Origin of the sequence: Kitasatospora sp. NPDC088346 (assembly GCF_044740765.1) — a bacterium.
In the GTDB taxonomy this organism is placed as follows: Bacteria; Actinomycetota; Actinomycetes; order Streptomycetales; family Streptomycetaceae; genus Kitasatospora.
Window position 1 is genome coordinate 1 of the sequence record NZ_JBIURH010000025.1, and the last position, 15,694, is coordinate 15,694.

At 72.7% G+C, this 15,694-nt stretch carries 13 protein-coding genes and 3 pseudogenes; 8 read left to right on the forward strand and 8 right to left on the reverse strand.

Features of this window, described 5'->3' with window-relative positions:
• Positions 1 to 109: 109 nt before the first annotated feature.
• Positions 110 to 688, forward strand: coding sequence for a DUF5919 domain-containing protein (locus ACIOFR_RS26640; RefSeq protein ID WP_401001536.1), 579 nt, complete (start codon positions 110 to 112; stop codon positions 686 to 688).
• Positions 689 to 762: 74 nt separating this feature from the next.
• Here the strand turns inward: ACIOFR_RS26640 and ACIOFR_RS26645 are convergent, their stop codons facing one another.
• Complete coding sequence (locus tag ACIOFR_RS26645; RefSeq protein WP_401001538.1) at positions 763 to 1,698, reverse strand: major capsid protein; 936 nt, start codon at positions 1,696 to 1,698, stop codon at positions 763 to 765.
• An 831-nt stretch (positions 1,699 to 2,529) separates the two neighbouring features.
• Here ACIOFR_RS26645 and ACIOFR_RS26650 point away from each other — a divergent pair.
• Positions 2,530 to 2,623, forward strand: a pseudogene (locus tag ACIOFR_RS26650) (IS481 family transposase); the annotation flags it as partial.
• Positions 2,624 to 2,728, forward strand: a pseudogene (locus tag ACIOFR_RS26655) (IS481 family transposase); the annotation flags it as partial.
• Here the strand turns inward: ACIOFR_RS26655 and ACIOFR_RS26660 are convergent.
• Positions 2,723 to 2,968, reverse strand: a pseudogene (locus ACIOFR_RS26660) (recombinase family protein); the annotation flags it as partial. The pseudogenes ACIOFR_RS26655 and ACIOFR_RS26660 sit on opposite strands and share 6 nt — an antisense overlap.
• Positions 2,969 to 3,006: 38 nt before the next feature.
• On the reverse strand, positions 3,007 to 3,396 hold the full coding sequence (locus ACIOFR_RS26665; protein WP_401001540.1) for a VOC family protein: 390 nt from the start codon (positions 3,394 to 3,396) through the stop codon (positions 3,007 to 3,009).
• A 101-nt stretch (positions 3,397 to 3,497) separates the two neighbouring features.
• Here ACIOFR_RS26665 and ACIOFR_RS26670 point away from each other — a divergent pair, with 101 nt between their 5' ends.
• The gene (locus ACIOFR_RS26670; RefSeq protein ID WP_401001542.1) at positions 3,498 to 5,003 is read left to right on the forward strand and encodes a hypothetical protein; all 1,506 of its coding nucleotides are present in this window, start codon (positions 3,498 to 3,500) and stop codon (positions 5,001 to 5,003) included.
• Positions 5,000 to 6,235, forward strand: a complete 1,236-nt coding sequence (locus ACIOFR_RS26675) for a serine hydrolase domain-containing protein (RefSeq protein ID WP_401001543.1) — start codon at positions 5,000 to 5,002, stop codon at positions 6,233 to 6,235. Before ACIOFR_RS26670 ends, ACIOFR_RS26675 begins: the two co-directional genes overlap by 4 nt.
• 69 nt (positions 6,236 to 6,304) lie before the next feature.
• Here the strand turns inward: ACIOFR_RS26675 and ACIOFR_RS26680 are convergent, their stop codons facing one another.
• On the reverse strand, positions 6,305 to 7,786 hold the full coding sequence (locus ACIOFR_RS26680; protein WP_401001545.1) for an alpha/beta fold hydrolase: 1,482 nt from the start codon (positions 7,784 to 7,786) through the stop codon (positions 6,305 to 6,307).
• A gap of 565 nt (positions 7,787 to 8,351) precedes the next feature.
• Here ACIOFR_RS26680 and ACIOFR_RS26685 point away from each other — a divergent pair.
• On the forward strand, positions 8,352 to 8,807 hold the full coding sequence (locus ACIOFR_RS26685; RefSeq protein WP_401001546.1) for a hypothetical protein: 456 nt from the start codon (positions 8,352 to 8,354) through the stop codon (positions 8,805 to 8,807).
• Positions 8,808 to 9,003: 196 nt separating this feature from the next.
• Here the strand turns inward: ACIOFR_RS26685 and ACIOFR_RS26690 are convergent, their stop codons facing one another.
• Both ACIOFR_RS26690 and ACIOFR_RS26695 read right to left on the reverse strand, forming a co-directional pair.
• Positions 9,004 to 9,450 carry a DUF5324 family protein gene (locus ACIOFR_RS26690; protein ID WP_401001548.1) on the reverse strand — a complete coding sequence of 149 codons (447 nt, stop codon included), beginning with the start codon at positions 9,448 to 9,450 and terminating at the stop codon, positions 9,004 to 9,006.
• A gap of 51 nt (positions 9,451 to 9,501) precedes the next feature.
• The gene (locus tag ACIOFR_RS26695; protein WP_401001550.1) at positions 9,502 to 9,672 is read right to left on the reverse strand and encodes a hydrophobic protein; all 171 of its coding nucleotides are present in this window, start codon (positions 9,670 to 9,672) and stop codon (positions 9,502 to 9,504) included.
• A gap of 242 nt (positions 9,673 to 9,914) precedes the next feature.
• Between ACIOFR_RS26695 and ACIOFR_RS26700 the strand changes: the two genes are divergently transcribed.
• Complete coding sequence (locus tag ACIOFR_RS26700) at positions 9,915 to 10,163, forward strand: ribosomal protein L7/L12 (protein WP_401001552.1); 249 nt, start codon at positions 9,915 to 9,917, stop codon at positions 10,161 to 10,163.
• A 163-nt stretch (positions 10,164 to 10,326) separates the two neighbouring features.
• On the opposite strand, the gene ACIOFR_RS26705 is transcribed toward ACIOFR_RS26700, so the two are convergent.
• Positions 10,327 to 13,422, reverse strand: a complete 3,096-nt coding sequence (locus ACIOFR_RS26705) for a tetratricopeptide repeat protein (protein ID WP_401001553.1) — start codon at positions 13,420 to 13,422, stop codon at positions 10,327 to 10,329.
• A gap of 299 nt (positions 13,423 to 13,721) precedes the next feature.
• Here ACIOFR_RS26705 and ACIOFR_RS26710 point away from each other — a divergent pair, with 299 nt between their 5' ends.
• Positions 13,722 to 14,498 carry a ricin-type beta-trefoil lectin domain protein gene (locus ACIOFR_RS26710; protein ID WP_401001554.1) on the forward strand — a complete coding sequence of 259 codons (777 nt, stop codon included), beginning with the start codon at positions 13,722 to 13,724 and terminating at the stop codon, positions 14,496 to 14,498.
• Positions 14,499 to 14,619: 121 nt separating this feature from the next.
• Here ACIOFR_RS26710 and ACIOFR_RS26715 read toward each other — a convergent pair whose 3' ends face one another.
• Positions 14,620 to 15,663: an NlpC/P60 family protein gene (locus ACIOFR_RS26715; protein WP_401001555.1), complete on the reverse strand. Its 1,044-nt coding sequence runs from the start codon at positions 15,661 to 15,663 to the stop codon at positions 14,620 to 14,622.
• Between the last annotated feature and the right edge of the window lie 31 nt (positions 15,664 to 15,694).

The following is a 15,694-nucleotide window of genomic DNA, read 5'->3' on the forward strand; positions in this document are numbered from 1 at the left end:
CACCTGGCACCTCACCCCCGCCAGCGCATAACCAGAAGGGGCCGCCCGGCCCGCAGCCAGACAGCCCCTCAGCAAGATCTTCACGAGCCTTCTAGGGGTTGATGAGCAAGTGATCTGGCCCAACGCTGTCCGGGCGAACATCAAGACCGGACACGACCGAGAGGTGTTCGCCGCCTACCCGTACCGCTCAACGTGCCCAACGTCGGTATGGGGTCAGCTGATTGGCGATGCTACAAACGACATCTTCCTGGCCGGTTACACGAACTACTTCGTGTGGCTGGAGCAGCCCGCTCTACACCAGACGCTACGGCGCAAGGCAGAGGCCGGGTGCAGGGTCCGGTTCCTCCTGGGTGACCCGGACTCGGACACTACTCGACAGCGGGAGCGCATCGAAGGCGTGGCGCTGACTGTCTCGACCCGGATTCGTATCACCTTGGAGCACCTCGAAAAGCTCTCCGGCGTTGAGGGTGTCGAAGCTCGGTTCAGCGCACCCGATGACGGACCCAATCACGTGAGTCTCTCGGTCTTCCGATTCGACAATGATGCCCTGGTGACTCCACATCTGGCTCGGGTGGTTGGCCACGACTCTCCGATGATGCACCTTCGCCGGTCACAGGACGGCGGAATGTTCGATCGTTTTGCAGAACACGTCGAGGAACTATGGGGGCGCGGCTTCCCCACCCGCTGACCAAGCACAAATGGCCCCCGTCCCGACCACCCGCAGCGGGAGGAAGGGACGGGGGCCGTTTTGGTCCCTCAGGTTCAGCCGTTGAGGGCATTGGTGAGGCGGGCAGCCGCCTTGCCGCCGAACATGGCTATGCCGCAGTAGAACTCGACCCGGGTGCGGTAGACGGGCTTGTCGTGGGCCTCGCCGAGGTCGGTGGCCTGGATGCCGCCGTTGGTCAGCCCCGTGACCCCGGCCTCGGCCTCGGAGCCGCCGAACCGGACGGCGTAAACGTCACCCGTCTCCTTGCCGCCGGTGCCAACAGTCAGCGGGAGGACATCGGTGCCGTCGAGCTTCTGGCCGGGCTCCAACATGGGGACGCCGTTCCACATGGTCACGTGCTTGCCGTCGATCTGTGCGGTGAGCAGCTCGGAGCCGCCGAGCCGCCGGAACCCGGAGCGGACCTTGGCGATCAGTGCGGCGTTCATGTAGAGCGCGCCGTTGCTGCCGTTCAGGCCCGGTACAGCGGAGAGCAGGGCGTCGAGCTTGTCGAAGAAGTCGTAGCCGCCGGCGACCGGGCCGACCGATGCTCCGTCGACTACCTGACGTCCGATCAGCCGATTGCGGAGCCCGTCGAAGCCGAGAGGGTTGACCATCGTGTCGCCGTTGAAGAACTGGTCAGCGAAGTGGATCGACGCTGCCTTGACCTTCATCGTCTCCTGGATGGCGCGCTGGTCGTTCAGATCACCCCGGGTCGTGGCAATGAACTTGTCCACGTCGGCGTCACCGCCGAGGATCGCCAGTGTCTCGGTGCGCTGGTTCACCGCGCCCGTGGACTCCGGGTACGCCTCGTAGACACCGCGGAACGAGACGCCGGGCAGTGCGGCTTCCTCGTTGTACTGGTAGGCCGGGCCGTCGAAGCTGATCAGCGGAAGCCGGTCAAGGATCGGCGACTGCTGAATGAACGTCTCGATGACGCCCCGCTGGAGGTCGTTCTCCGAGAGCTTCGCGGACTCGGCAAGGGTCAGTGCCATATGTGGGTCTCCCAATTGGTAGATAAAGAAAGGGAGTTGACGACATCTGGTCGTCAACTACCCGCGCAAACGGGTCCAGTTGCGGCGAGAGTCTTTTCCCTCCCTGCCGCGCCTTATGGCACCGGGAGGGAGGCACCCCCCTGGGGTGTCACCGCAGGTCAGGGCCTCGGACAGGCTTAACGCGCTCACTGGCCCATCCTCCGGGCTGGTGAACGGCCGTCTCACGGCTGTGACACTGCGTACACAGTGGAGGAAGACGCGACCACGCGTCCGGGTCGGGCACACCTCGGGCGACCAGCGACCGACGCGACTCCGGGAAGTGGTCGGCGACCACGGCGACGCGAGCACACAGCACGCACCACGGATGGGCGTAGAGGTAGGCCCGACGGATGCGGGGCCAGCGAGGGCCGTACGCGCTTCCGCCCGGTGTGCCTCGCTGCGCGTCGGCCTCGGCCTGGTGGCGCGAGCAGCGTCCGCCCGTGGTCAGCTCGGGGCACCCGGGGACCGAGCACGGGGGGCGGGGCTTGCGGGGCATGGGGGATACCTCGGATCAACTCGGTCAACAGCGGAATGGCTTTAGTTCACCCGTTCGAGTGGTTGATGTGTTTCGGGTGATCGGAGAGGGCAGTGCTCCGGATGCCAAGAAGTCGCAGAGAGATGAGATGGCGATGGATGTAGACACGGTGACGCTGGATCAGTTCAACCGGTGGCTAGATGTACTGACCACGGAGGTTGGTGACAGGGCTCACAGCGTGGTGATCTTGAAATGAGTGAGGGCCTTCTGGCTCGGTGTGGATTGCGACATCTGCACCGGCACCCAGAAAGGCCCTCATGCCACACCGTAACGCACCGCTGACCGAGACCGGACGCCTGCGCCTGGCCCGCTGCGTACGGCTGGCCGCTGCGGCGGGCCGCCGAACGCTTCTACCCCGCCTGGCTCCACACCTACAATCACCACCGCGGACACACCGCACTCGCAGGCAAGCCACCTGCCAGCCGCGTTCCCAACCTCACGGGTCAGTACACCTAGCTCCGGACGTTCCCACGGAGCGGTCTTGCTGGCCGACACGTCAAGGTCGACCGCCTCGCGGCGTTCGTCGCGCTCGCCAAAGCTGATGTTCAGCATCTCCGCGGCGCGCTCGTTGGCCTCACGCTGCCGCTCGGGGCTGGTGGTCTCGTCCGTCAGCACGGACAGGCGGATAGCTGAGACGCCCCGCAGGCGCCCAGAGAACACGGTGCCCTCGGTACCGGGCAGGGTTGCTGTCGTCATGCCCTCGGGAGAGGGGGACGAATTCCGCAGGTCACGGGTCAGGGTGGCGGTCGACACCGGGGGTCACTCCAGAACACTGAATCCGGAGTGTTCGGGTCGGCCAGGACGTGCCAGCTCTCCGTGCCGGTCTGGCCGATGTCGACGCGCCTGGCACCGAGCGCGAGGAGCCGTTCCAGCTCGGCGTCCTGGTCGCGGTCGGTGGCGTCGACGTCGATGTGCAGGCGCAGCTTCCCGGCGCGCGGGTCGGTGGCGGGACTGAGCACGAGGGTGGGTTGCGGGCCACCGAAGCCGGCGTCGGCCGGCCCGATCTCGATGCTTCCGTCGCCCTCCCGGCCGAGTTCGACGTAGCCCAGGACCTCGCTCCAGAACGCGGCGAGCCGCTCGGGGTCGGCGGCGTCGATGACCAGCTCACTGATGCGGCATGCCATGCCCGCCAGTGTACGGAGCCGAGGCCGGGACCGGGCTCCGCTCCGCCCGCGGCGGGGGACGACCACGACGGCGTGTCGGTGCGGCGTGGGAGGGTCGGGGCGTGACGAGTCATCCCACTGATCCCACCGATCTCACTGACGAGGTGTTCGCGGGCCTGGACGCCATCGACTGGGCCGCCATGGAACACGCCTACGGCGCCGCCGGCGATGTCCCGGACCTGCTCCGCGATCTGTGCGGCGAGGATCCGCAGGGGCGCCGGAAGGCCCTGCACGCCCTGTACGGCAACATCTTCCACCAGGGCAGCCGCTACCAGGCCTCGGCCTTCGCCGTGCCGTTCCTGGCCCGGATCGCGTCCGCCGCGGGTCTGCCCGGCCGGGCGGAGGCCGTGCAGCTGCTCGCGGCGCTGGCGATCGGCTACGACGAGGCGCACCTCCCCGGCGGGGTGGCCGTCGGGGCGTGGCGGCGCGGGATCGAGGAGTTCCGGGCGCAGGACCCGGCGGCGGTGATCGCCGAGTACGACGCCTGGGTCGCCGAGGCCACCGACGAGCGGGAGCGCCGGGTACGCGAGTTCCGCCGCAGCACGTTCGACTTCGACCGGCAGGTCGCCGCGGCCGGTGCCGAGCTGGCGGCGTACGACGCCGTCCGGCGGGAGGCACCCGCGCTGGCCGCGCTGTTGGCGGACACCGACCCCGCCGTACGGGCCGCAACGGCCCACCTGCTGGCCTGGTTCCCCGAGGAGGCCTCGGCGACCCTTCCGCAGGTGCTGTACCTGGCCGATCGCGAGACGGTCCCGGCGGTCGCCGCCACCGCGCTGGTCGCGGCCGGGCTGCTCGGGGACGCGGCGACCGCCGACCGGCTGCGGCCCTTCCTGGCCGCGCCCGACCCGGTGGTGCGCTGGGGAGCTGCGGTCGCCCTCGCCCGGCTCGGCGCCGCCGGGTCCGGCCCCGCCCGGGCGGAATCCGCCGTCGAGGTGGCGGTGCTCGCCGAACTGGCCGCCGTCGAGACCGGGGAGTCGGAGTGCGAGCCGGACGGGCTCGCCGTCCCGTTCCAGGACGGCGACCTGCGCGGGCTCGCCGCGCTGGCCCTCACCCAACTCGCCGACCGCTACCCGGCGGAGGCGCTCGACGCGGTGACGACGGGCCTCGCCTCGGTGGCCGGGCCCGCCGCGTTCCCGGTGGCGGCAGCCGCCCTCCGGCTGGCCTTCGGGCCCCAACCCCCCCTCCCGCCTGCCGCAGTTCGCGGAGCTGGACGAAGGCCAGCAGCGGCTGATCCGGGCCCTGGCCACGCTCGGCGAGGACACCTGGCGCTGGGGCAACTTCCTGGCGATCCTGCGCGGCTGCGGGATCCCGCACCGCCGGGCGGAGCTCCGCACCTACGCCGGCCTGCCGCCCGTCTGAGGCCCACGGTACGGGGATCCGTGCCGTCCCGCCCGGGCGTCGACGCCACGGACACCCCCGGCGGAGCCATCCGTGGGCCTGCGGCCCTGCGGTCCCCGCGGCAGCGGATCGCCGGGGCGGCCGTCCGGGCCCCGACGGGTGATCTTCGCGCGGGTCGCAGTCCGCCCGGCCGCTCTCCGGGCCCGCACGGCCCAATACTGCGGGGATGACTCTCACCGGCAGGACCGCGCTGTCACGCCTCGCCGCGGTCACCGCGATCAGCACCATCATCGGCCTCGGCGTCCCGGTCACGACCGCCGGCGGGGCGGTGACGGCCGGCGGCGGCCACCGCCGACCCTGCGTCAGCTCCCCACGGCCGGACGGCGGGCCGGCCGCCGACGTCCTGCGGATCGCCGAGCAGGCCAGGTCGGAGATGGACCTCAAGTCGGTGATCCTGCGGGTCACCCTCGACGGCCGCGAGCTCGTCACGACCGCGCTCGGCGAGTCGATGACGGGCGTGCCGGCCGATCCCGCCATGCACTTCCGGAACGGCAACATCGCGATCAGCTATATGGGCACGGCGCTCCTGCGGCTGGTCGACGAGGGGCGGGTCGGCCTCGACGACCCCGTCTCGCGCTGGCTGCCCGACCTGCCGCACGGCGAGGGGATCACCCTGCGCATGCTCGGTGCCTCCACCACCGGCCTCGTCGACTACGTCAAGGCGCCGGGATTCGCCGAGAGCGTCGTCGCGGACCCGTTCCGCCAGTGGACGCCGGAGGAACTGGTGGGGATCTCGACCGGGCGGGACCGGCTGTACGCGCCGGGCACCAACTGGAACTACTCGCACGCCAACTTCGTCGTCCTCGGCGCCGCCCTGGAGAAGATCACCGGGACCAGGCTGGACGTCCTGCTCCGGCAGCAGGTGCTGGGACCGCTCGGCCTGGGCGAGACCCGGAACAGCTTCACGCCGGAGATCCCGTCCCCCGTCCTGCACGCCTTCACCTCCGACCGCGGCACGTACGAGGAGTCGACCTTCTGGAACCCCTCCTGGACCACGGCCCCCGGCGCCGTCGAGACCACGGACATCTGCGACCTGGCCCGCTCGGCCGTCGGCATCGGCTCGGGTGAACTGCTCTCCCCGTCCGCCTACCGGGAACTGCTGAACCCGGGGACGGTCGGGCTCGGCACACCGACCAGCGCCTGCCCCGAGACCATCTGCCTGGCGAACACCGCAGCCACCCACTACGGCATGGGCGTGATCCTGCTGAACGGCTGGATCGCCCAACACCCGTTGTTCTTCGGCTACTCCGCCTCCCAGGACTACCTCCCCTGCGAGCGCCTCGCCATCGCGGTCTCGACCACCGGCGGCCGCAACGCCCGGGACGGCCACTCCGCCCACACCATCGCCCAGCGCATCGCCGCCGCCCTCGCCCCGGACCACCCCATCCCCGACTTCGGCTGAGCCTCTCCCACACGACCTGCGGGCGGCCCGTTCCGGGGAACGGGCCGCCCGGGCCGGGCCGACCGGCCGTCAGTCCTTGCAGACGGTGCCGGCCGCCGGCAGCGCCAGGGTGGTCAGGTACCGGTTGGTGGCCTCCTGCACACACCGGGACAGCAGGAACATGCTGTAGTCGTCCCCCTCACGGCCGAGCACCACGCTGCCCGGCAGCTGCCCGGCCATCGCCGCACCCGCCCGGAACGGAGCCAGCGCCTGACGGGTGGACTGCACGATCAGTGCGGGCGGAGCACCCTGGACCTGGTCGCCCGCTTTCACCGGCGCGGCCGGGAGCGGCCAGCCCAGGCAGCCCGCGACCGCCCGGTACGAACGCACGGCGCCGCCCAGGTGCGGGGACACCCGCGCGAGGTCCTTCTGCAGCCGGGCGAGCTCCTCGAAGGTGTGCACCGGGTTCGCGCCGTCCAGGCAGGCCGGCACCTGCACCTGGACCTCGTCGAGGGTGTCGTCCGGATCGTGGGTGAAGTCCCCGGCGTCGCCGCCCTGGGCCTTGACGACGGCCTTCGCCAGCTCCGGCCAGGACAGACCGGACAGGGTGAGGAAGTCCTGGGTGGCCTCCCGGATGTCCTCACCGGTCAGCGGCTCGTGGGCCGCACTGCCGGTCGGGATCGGCTCGCGGTCGGCACGGGCCACGAGGGCGTCGTACTCGGCCACGACGTCTTTGCCCTGCAGGGCACAGTCCTTGGACGTGCCGCACCAGGCGGCGAAGCGGTCGAACGCCGTCTCGGCGGCGGCCGCCTCCTGCGTGATCCGGTCCAGGGGCGCACCGGTGTCGTCGAGCGCGGTGTCGAAGACCATGGAGCGCAGCCGGTTCGGGAACAGCTTGGCGTAGGTGCGCCCGAGGAGCGTGCTGTAGTGGATGCCGTACCAGTTCACCTGCTGCTCGCCCAGCGCGCTGCGCACCGCCTCGAAGTCCCGCGCGGTGCTGGTCAGGTCGACGTGGGCGACCAGCTCGCCGTTGCGGCGCCGGCAGTCCTCGGCGAACGCCCGGTTGTGGGCGACGAGGGCGTCGAACGCGGCCTGGTCCTGCGGGAAGTGGGTGATCCCGGCGGGATTGAGCGCCTCGCCGCAGCGGATCGGCGTGCTGTGCCCCACCCCGCGTGGGTCCACCGCGACCAGGTCGAACTTCTGGGTCATGTCGCCGGCGAACTTCGGCATGCCGACGTGCATCGCCAGCCGCAGCTGCTCGATCGACGAGCCGCCCGCGCCGTCGTTGAGGAGCAGGGTGCCCTGACGGTGCGCCTGGTCGTCGGCCGGTCGGCGGACCAGTGAGAGGGTGAGGCCGGCGCCGTCGGGACGGGACCAGTCGACCGGCACCCGGATCGACCCGCACTGCATGTTCTTGAAGTCGCCGTCGGTGCAGGCGTGCCAGTCGATGCCGGTGGCGGCGGCCGGCTCGGCGGAGTCCTGGGTGTACGCGATGGCCGGTACGGCGAGCGCGGCCACGGCGGCGGCGCCGAGGGCGGCGGTCCAGCGGTGGGTCTTCCGGTTGTTCGTCACGGGGGTTCCTTCGATCTTTCCTTGATCACGTGCCGCGTTCGGCGGGGGAACGAGGCGTGGTTCGGCGTCCCGGCGGTGCGTCCGGGGGGCGACGGCGCCCGACTGTGCGTCAACACCGTTGCCGGTGCGTACGGTTGCGGTGGCAGCCCGGCTGCCTGCGCCGTCCGCGGCCGTGCACCGCTCATGACGCACAGCCTCGGGCCGGACGCTGTCCACATTCCAGGTGCGTCCGGACGCGAGGACTGTTCACTCGTGTCTGCACCTGTCCACGCCCCGCCGTCCCGCCGGGGTGGCCACGGCGGGATACCCCCCGGGGGGGGTTCACGGGCGGGCATGATCGCGTTGCTCGCGGTGTTCGCCCGGTTCGGCTGCGTGACCTTCGTCTCTTGTCGGGGCGTGATTGCCATGGTTTGATCGCGATGTTTCTGGTGGGTGGCCGCCTGCGGTGGGGCGCCGGGCCGAGGTGTGCCGGTGGTCCCGCGCGTGGCGGACCGGTCGGGGGGTGAGGGGTTTGTTCACGGACGCGGAGTGCACCGGAGGTGCCGGTGAGCCGACGCCTGCGCAGTTGCGGGATCTGCAGACCCGCGCCGACGAGCTGGCGCGGGACGTCGTCGCGATGCGGGACCGGCTGAAGCAGCAGCCCGACCTGCCCCGCGGAGTGCGCGGAGCGCTACCGGGCACGGTGGACGACGCCCTCGCGCAGGCCGCACGGTGGATCGGCAGCGCGGCCGAGAAGCTGGCGCGGGTCCGCGCGGCCCAGGGGCCGGGCACCTGCACGGCGTGGTGGGGGATCTGCCCGCGGTGCGGGCCGACGCTCCAGGCCGAGGACGGCCGCTCGTGGTGCCACGCCTGCGGCGCGGGATGGGGCTACGACCGCTCCCAGGGCCCCTGCGGGGAACCGGCGACCTACCTGGCGATGGACGCCCAGGGCGGAACGGTCGTGGTCTGCGCCGCCCACGGCCGGCACATGCAGGAACGCCTCGACGGCGGCCTCCTGCTGGCGATCCCCACCTCGTCGTAGCGCCACGGCCGGCCGCGTGTCGGGGACGCCGTCCGCCCCGGAGCTCGCGCGGCGGCGCGAGGCGAGCACCCGGCCGGAGCCGGAGCCGCGGCAGCCGTGGTGTTTCGCGTGGGCGGTCCGCAAGGCGCACCGGGTGGGCGGCGGCGCGTCCGGCCGCCCGGTCCTGCGGCGCCGGGGGGTGGACGCGCCCCCGGGCTCAGTTCAGGTCGAGCTGGGCTTCGGCCCGCGTCCCGGACGTGGGGCCCCGGCCCTCGGTCTCGTCGAACAGTTCGTCGTACCTGCTCTGCTCGCGGAACCAGGCCCAGGCCGCGAGTCCGCCGGCAGCGAGCAGGGCGAGCGCCACGACGGAGCCGGCCCGCCGCCGTCCGCGGCGCCGACGGGCCCGCTCGACGTCCGCGCGGCCGACCCGACCGCGCAGCGCGGCCAGGGCGGCGGCGCCGCGCTCGGGCACCTCGTGGGAAGCGGCCACGGCCCTGCCACGGAGGTGTCCTGCCTCCGACGCCACCGTGTCGAGGCGAGGGGCCAGCCGGTGCCAGGTCTGCTCGGCCCGGTGCGCGGCCGCGTCCGTGGCCCGGCCGAGGTCGGTGCCGAGGATCTCCGCGACCCTCTCGGCGGCTTGGCGGGGCGTGCTGGTGTGCTTCACGTCGGACTCCTGTCGAGGTTCTGTCGCCGGGTACGGTCCGTGCGGGCCGACCTACCAGCGGTACCAGCGGTGGCGGCTGCCCGACGGGTGCGTACCCCTGGCGACGAACCCGATCAGCCAGACCGCCAGCACGATCACCGCCACCCACCAGAGGATCTTGAGCGCGAACCCCGCCCCGAACAGGAGCAGGGCCAGGAGGAGCACAAGAAGAAGGGGCACCATGTCGGCCTCCCGGTCATGAGTCGGATCCGCTGTCGACGTTCGGCTGCCCCCGATCCGGCACGCCATGCATCCGCAGCCGCATCCGCAGCCGCAACCGCTCGTGCAGTCCTGCGCGAGGCCGATGACGGCGACGCGTGAGAGCCTTGGTGAACTCGGCGTTGCCGGTGGTGACTTCGACTGGAGGATCGCATGGTTGTCCGGGGCGCGGGCGAGGCGGCCGATCAGCGGCTCGGAAGCCGGCAGTGACGGTCGAGTACGTGTGGCTGGTCTGCGACGAGCTTCCCACCGAGGTGCTGCTGACCGACCCGGGCCCGCGGGCCATCGACGTCGTGAAGGTGATCAGTCGACGGACGGGACGCAGCCTGTGGCAGAGCAGGGTGCTCATCGGTCGGCTCCCGGCCACCGTGCTTGAGGGCGTGGCGGCGGACGTCGCCCAGGCGGTGGCCGACGAGCTCCGCGGTGCGGGTGCGCAGGTCGAGGTGAGAGCGTGAGCGCCCGGTGGGGCGTCCTTCTCCTGCCTCGGACGGGCGTGACGCGCTCTCCGCTCCGGACGGCGGTGGACACCGCCGCGTGGGGACCCTGCGGTCCGCGTCGACCGCTGTCGGGGGGCCGTGCCGTCGCCTCCTCGCGACGGCACGGCCTGCGCCGTGAGGCTCACGGGCCCCCGCCGGGCGGGTCGGCGAGTGCGTCGGCCTCCGGGCGGCCGAGTTCGGTGTAGATCTCCCGGGCGGCGCGCCGGTCGGCGTGGGCTTCGGCCGGTCGGGCGAGCCGGTGCAGGCAGCGGGCCGATGCGGCGAGGGCGCGGGCCTGGTCGGGGCGGCTGTCGGTGGACCGGGCGAGGTCCAGGGAGGTCCGGTAGTGGGCGAGTGCCTGTTCGGTGTCGCCGAGGGCCGCGAGCGTCTCGCCGAGGCCGAAGTGGGCGTTGCTGACGCTGCCCGGTTCTCCCATCCGTTCGGCGAGTGCCAGGGCCTGACGGAAGTAGGCCGAGCCCTCGGCGTGGCGGCCGGATTCGTGGTGCAGCAGGCCGAGGATGTTGAGGGTCTCGGTCTCGGCCGCGGGGCTCCCGATCGCCCGGTGGATCTCCAGGGCCCGTTCGAGGTGGCGGCCGGCGGCCTCCCAGTGCTGCCGGTTGACGCAGACCAGCCCGAGGTTGTTCAGCGCCGCGCCGGCTCCGCCGCGGTCGCCGATCTCCTCGTAGATGTGCAGGGCGTCCTCCAGGTGGGTGGCGGCCTCCTCCAGGCGGCCCGACTGGCGGTGCACGATGGCGATGTTGTTGAGGGTGTCGCCCTCCGCCGAGCGGAAGCCGGTGGCGCGGTGGATGTCGAGTGCGCGGTGGTAGTGGTCGAGTGCCTCGGAGTACCGGCCGAGCCGTTCGTGGACGAGGCCGAGGTTGCCCAGCGAGGATCCTTCGCCGGGCCGGTCGCCGAGCTCGGTCCTGATGGTCAGGGCCCGTTGGTGGTGGTCGAAGGTCTCCGGCATCCGGCCCAGGCGTTCGTGGACCTGGGCGAGGCTGTGCAGGGCGGTGCTCTCCGCGCGCCGGTCGCCGTGCCGGACGGCCGCGTCGTGGCCGGCCGTGAGGCGTTCCATCGCCTCGGGGTAGCGGGCGAGCCGGTACTCGGTGAGGCCGAGCCGCAGCAGTGCGGCCGTGCGGTCCTGTTCGGTGAGTGCCGATGCCAGGGCCAGGCCGTGCAGGGTGTGCGCCTCCAGGTACCGGCCGGTCACGTGCAGGTGGTGGTGGAGGAGGGCGGCGAGGGTGGTGAGCCGGTCGGGCCGGCCGCCGTCCGCGGCGGCGCCGGCGAGCGCGAGCAGGTTGGCGCCCTGGGCGTCGAGCCAGCTGCGGGCCTGGTCGGGCCCGTCCAGGCGGGGTCCGGGTACGGCCGGGGTGCCGACCGTCGGGCGGTGGGCGCTCTCGTACGGGTAGAGCAGTTCCATGGCGGCCGCGGCGGTGTGCGCGGACTGGTCCAGCAGGCGTTCGAGGGCGGCGTTCCGCTCGGCGGCCGGGTCGTGTCGCGTGGTGAGCTCCCGCGCGTAGTCGCGCAGCAGGTCGTGCGAGGTGTAGCGGTCGGGGCCGATGAGCTGGGTGAGGTGGGCCCGCAGCAGTTCGTCCAGGACGCGCCGCGCTTCGGTGGCGGAGGAGCCGGTCAGTGCCGCGACGGCGTGGTGGTCGACGTGCCGGCCGGGGTGCAGGCCCAGCAGCCGGAACGCCCGCGCCGCGTCCGCGGGCAGGTGGCGGTTGGACCAGGAGAGCACCGAGCGCAGGTCGGCGAACGGGTCGTGGTCGGTGCCGAGCAGGTCCAGGCGCCCTCGCTCGTCGGCGAGTTCGGCGGTCAGCTCGGTCAGGGTGGCACCGCTGCGGGAGGCGGCGAGCTCGGCGGCGATGCGCAGCGCGAGGGGCAGCCGGGCGCAGTGCTCGGCGAGCGGCGCGAGGGTGGTGTGGGCCGCGTCGTCGCGTTCGCCGACCAGGTCCGCGAGCAGCCGTACGGCGTCGTCGAGCGGGAGCAGGTCCAGGGCGATGCGGCGGGCGCCGTCGCGGGCGACCAGGCCACCGAGGCTCTCCCGGCTGGTGACCAGGACGCCGAAGGAGTCGCCGGGCAGCAGGGGCCTGACCTGTTCGGCGCGGTGGGCGTTGTCGAGGACGACGAGCATGCGGCGTCCGCTGACGGCGGTTCGGAACCGTCCGGCCAGCGCGGCCGTCGCGCCGACGCTGTCCCCGGGCACCTCCGTGCCGAGCGCGCGCAGGAATTCGGTGAGGACGTCGTCGGGTGTGCGCGGCCGGTCGGGGCCGTAGCCGCGGAGGTCGACGTAGAGGCATCCGTCCGGGAACCCTTCGCGGGCCCGGTGGGCCCAGTGCAGGGCCAGTGCCGACTTGCCGACCCCGGCCGGCCCGGTGAGGGCCACCAGCACGGACGGGCCGGCGAACGTGACCTCCGACATGATCGTGGACAGCGCGGCCAGCTCACCCGTGCGTCCGACGAACGGCTGTTGCCCGGGCGGCAGTTGCCAGGGAGCCCGGGGGGTGCTCGCGGTCGGGGCGCTCGCGGATCCGGAGCCGGTGCGAGGGCCGCGGTGGGGCAGGTCCAGGTCGGGGTCGCCGCACAGGATCCGCCGGTGCAGCTCCCGGCTGGACGCGCCGGGGCCGACGCCCAACTCCTCGTCCAGCAGGCTGTACAGACGCCGGTACGCGTCCAGGGCCTCGTGCTGGCGCCCGCAGCGGTACAGCGCCAGGATCAGCTGGCACCACAGCCGCTCGCGTAACGCGTGTTCCTTGACCAGGACGCGCAGTTCGCCGACCAGGTCGGCATGGCGGCCGAGTCCCAGCCGGGCCTCCACGTGGTCCTCCTGGGCCCGGGTCCTGGCGTCCTCGAGGGCGCGTGCCTGCTCCTGGACGGCCGGCGGGACCGGGAGCCCGGCCAGGACGGGGCCGCGCCACAGGCCGAGGGCGCGGGCGAGGCGGTCGGCGGCCTCGCCGGCGCGTCCCTCCGCCAGGGCGTGACGGCCCTCCTCGGCGAGGGTGGTGAAGGCGAGCGCGTCCAGGCCCTTCGGGCCCGCGGTGAGGGTGTACGTCCCGGCGGCCGACCGCAGGCACGGGCCGTCCGGTTCGGGCCCGGTGAGCAGCCTGCGCAGATCGGCTGCGTACTGCCGCAGATTGGCGGCCGCGGACCGGGGCGGGGCGTCCCGCCACAGTGCTTCGGTGAGCAGGTCGGCAGGGGTGGCGGTGTTGGCGCGCAGGGCGACCGTCCCTAAGAACACCCTGGCCAGGCGGCGTGGTGGGGGGAGCACACGGTCGCCGGAGCGGGTCTCCAGCGGGCCCAGGACGCGAAGCTGCACGGTTCTCCTCTGAGACGAAGGGGTGGGACGGGAGCGGGCGGGAGGGCGGTGCCGGCCGGTGTGGCCGCGGCCGGGTGGCCGGTGCGGCCGGCGTGCGGCGGGGCCGGCAGCGTGTGTGGAACGCCCGGGCGTTCGTATGCGCGGACGTGTACGGGGTGTGCCGAGGATGGTGCGCAGCGGGTCACGGACGGTGGCCCGGTCACGACCGAGGGGAGGACGACGTGCGAGGACGGACGACCGGCGAACCGGTGTTCTGGCGCATGGTGTTGACGGTACTGATGGGGATGGTCCTGGCCGGGCTCGGCGCCGCTCCGGCGCTGGCCCAGGACGCGCCTGGCGGGCAGACCCGTCAGGCGGCGGTGTCGGCGCAGGCGGCCGACGGGTGCACTCCGAAGGTGCAGGGCCCGTACGTGTCGGCGACGTGTACCAGGGACGCCGGAACGCGGTGGTACGTGTACGCGGTCTGCAGCACCTTCACCGTCCCCGATCCCGGGTACACGGTCTACGGCAACGCCGTCACCGGCAGCGGGACGTCCGCGGCCGCCTGCCGGCCCGGCACGTTCGTCGGCGGGGCCCGGATCTACACCTTCCCCCCGCAACCGACCGCGGTCACCGGGCCGATCGTCGGTGTCTTCTCCGGCAAGTGCGTCGACGTCGACAACGGCGTCAACCGCGACGGCACGCCGGTCCAGATCTTCCCGTGCAACGACACCCCCGCCCAGCGGTGGTCGATCGTGTCGGACGGCCGGATCATGGCCCTTGGCAAGTGCCTGGACGTCAAGCACAACGGCACCTCCAACGGCACCATCGTCCAGCTCTACACGTGCAACGGCGGCGGGAACCAGCAGTGGGTCCAGACCGCCACCGGCGGGCTGATGAACCCGCAGTCCGGCAGGTGCCTGGACAACCTCGGCTTCAACGCCAACGACCGTGCCCCGCTGGGCATCTGGGACTGCAACGGCCTCGACAACCAGCTGTGGGAGCTGCCCGTCGGCTGACCGGGCCGCCACCACCGTACGGCCGGCCCCGGTCCCGCCCCCTCGCACGAGAGGGGGCGGGACCGGGGCCGTCACGTCGTCGGCGGGGCCGGCGCCCGCGCCGGGCCGCCGCAGGAGGGCGTCACATGCGGCGGATGGTGGAGATCGGGAGGGTGTCGACCTTCATCGTCTTCACCACGTCGCCGGTGTGCGGGGCGTGGACCACCAGGCCGTTGCCGATGTACATGCCGACGTGGTGCCGGTCCCCGAAGTAGATGACCAGGTCGCCCGGCTGCGCGTTGTGCCAGTCGCTGCCGACGCTCGTGCCGACGGTGGCCTGCTCCTGCGAGGTGCGCGGCAGCGAGACGCCGGCCTTCGCGTACGCGTAGACCATGAGGCCGGAGCAGTCGAAGGTGTCCGGGCCGCCGGAGCCCCACTTGTACGGGTCGCCCTGCTGGTCGAGGGCGACCCGCACCGCGGTCGCGGCGTACCCGGCGGCCGCCGGCAGGGTGGACGGGTCGACACGGGCGGAACTGCGCGAGGCGGTGCCGCCGGCGTCGGTGCCGCGCAGGATCGCGTTCCGGTCCGCGACGCTCAGCTTGTTGAGCTGGGTCTGTGCTTCCTGGAGCTTGTGCTGCACGTCGTTCTTGGCGTCGTTCAGCGTCTGGGTGGAGCGGTCCAGCTCGGCGAGGACGGCGGCGGCCTCCTGCTTCTGCTGGTCCAGCCGGCGCTGCTGCTCCTTCAGGGCGCGCAGGGTGTCCGCCTGGGTGCCGGCGGCCTGCTCCAGGCTGGACGCCCGGGCCAGGTACGCGTCAGGGTCGGAGGAGAGCATCAACTGCATGGAGGCGTCGACGCCGCCCTGGCGGTACTCGTCGGCCGCGACCGCGGACAGACCCGCGGCCAACTCGGTCAGCTGGGCCTGGCCGCGGGCCACCTGGTCCTGCAGCTGGTCGGCCTGCTTGTGCAGCTGGTCGGCGCGCTCCTTGGCGCCGTTGTACTTCTCGGCCGCCTGCTCCTGCTCCTCGAGGAGCTTGTCGACCTGGGCCTTCACCTCGTCCTTGTTCGGCTGGGCGGGCGCGGCGTGCGCGGCCACCTGGGCCGTGAGCGCGACCGCGGTCGCGGCGGCACCGGTGAGCACGGCGACCCGTGCACGGCTCGGTTGCTTGGGGCGGCGGTGAGAGGCCAACGGTCAAGCTCCTTCTTCCAGGTGGATTCAC

Coding starts and splice junctions, on each gene's coding strand:
- ACIOFR_RS26665 (WP_401001540.1), bottom strand. CDS start 3,396: ATGGCATGCCGCATCAGTGAGCTGGTCATCGACGCCGCCGACCCCGAG.
- ACIOFR_RS26645 (WP_401001538.1), bottom strand. CDS start 1,698: ATGGCACTGACCCTTGCCGAGTCCGCGAAGCTCTCGGAGAACGACCTC.
- ACIOFR_RS26695 (WP_401001550.1), bottom strand. CDS start 9,672: ATGGTGCCCCTTCTTCTTGTGCTCCTCCTGGCCCTGCTCCTGTTCGGG.
- ACIOFR_RS26675 (WP_401001543.1), top strand. CDS start 5,000: ATGACTCTCACCGGCAGGACCGCGCTGTCACGCCTCGCCGCGGTCACC.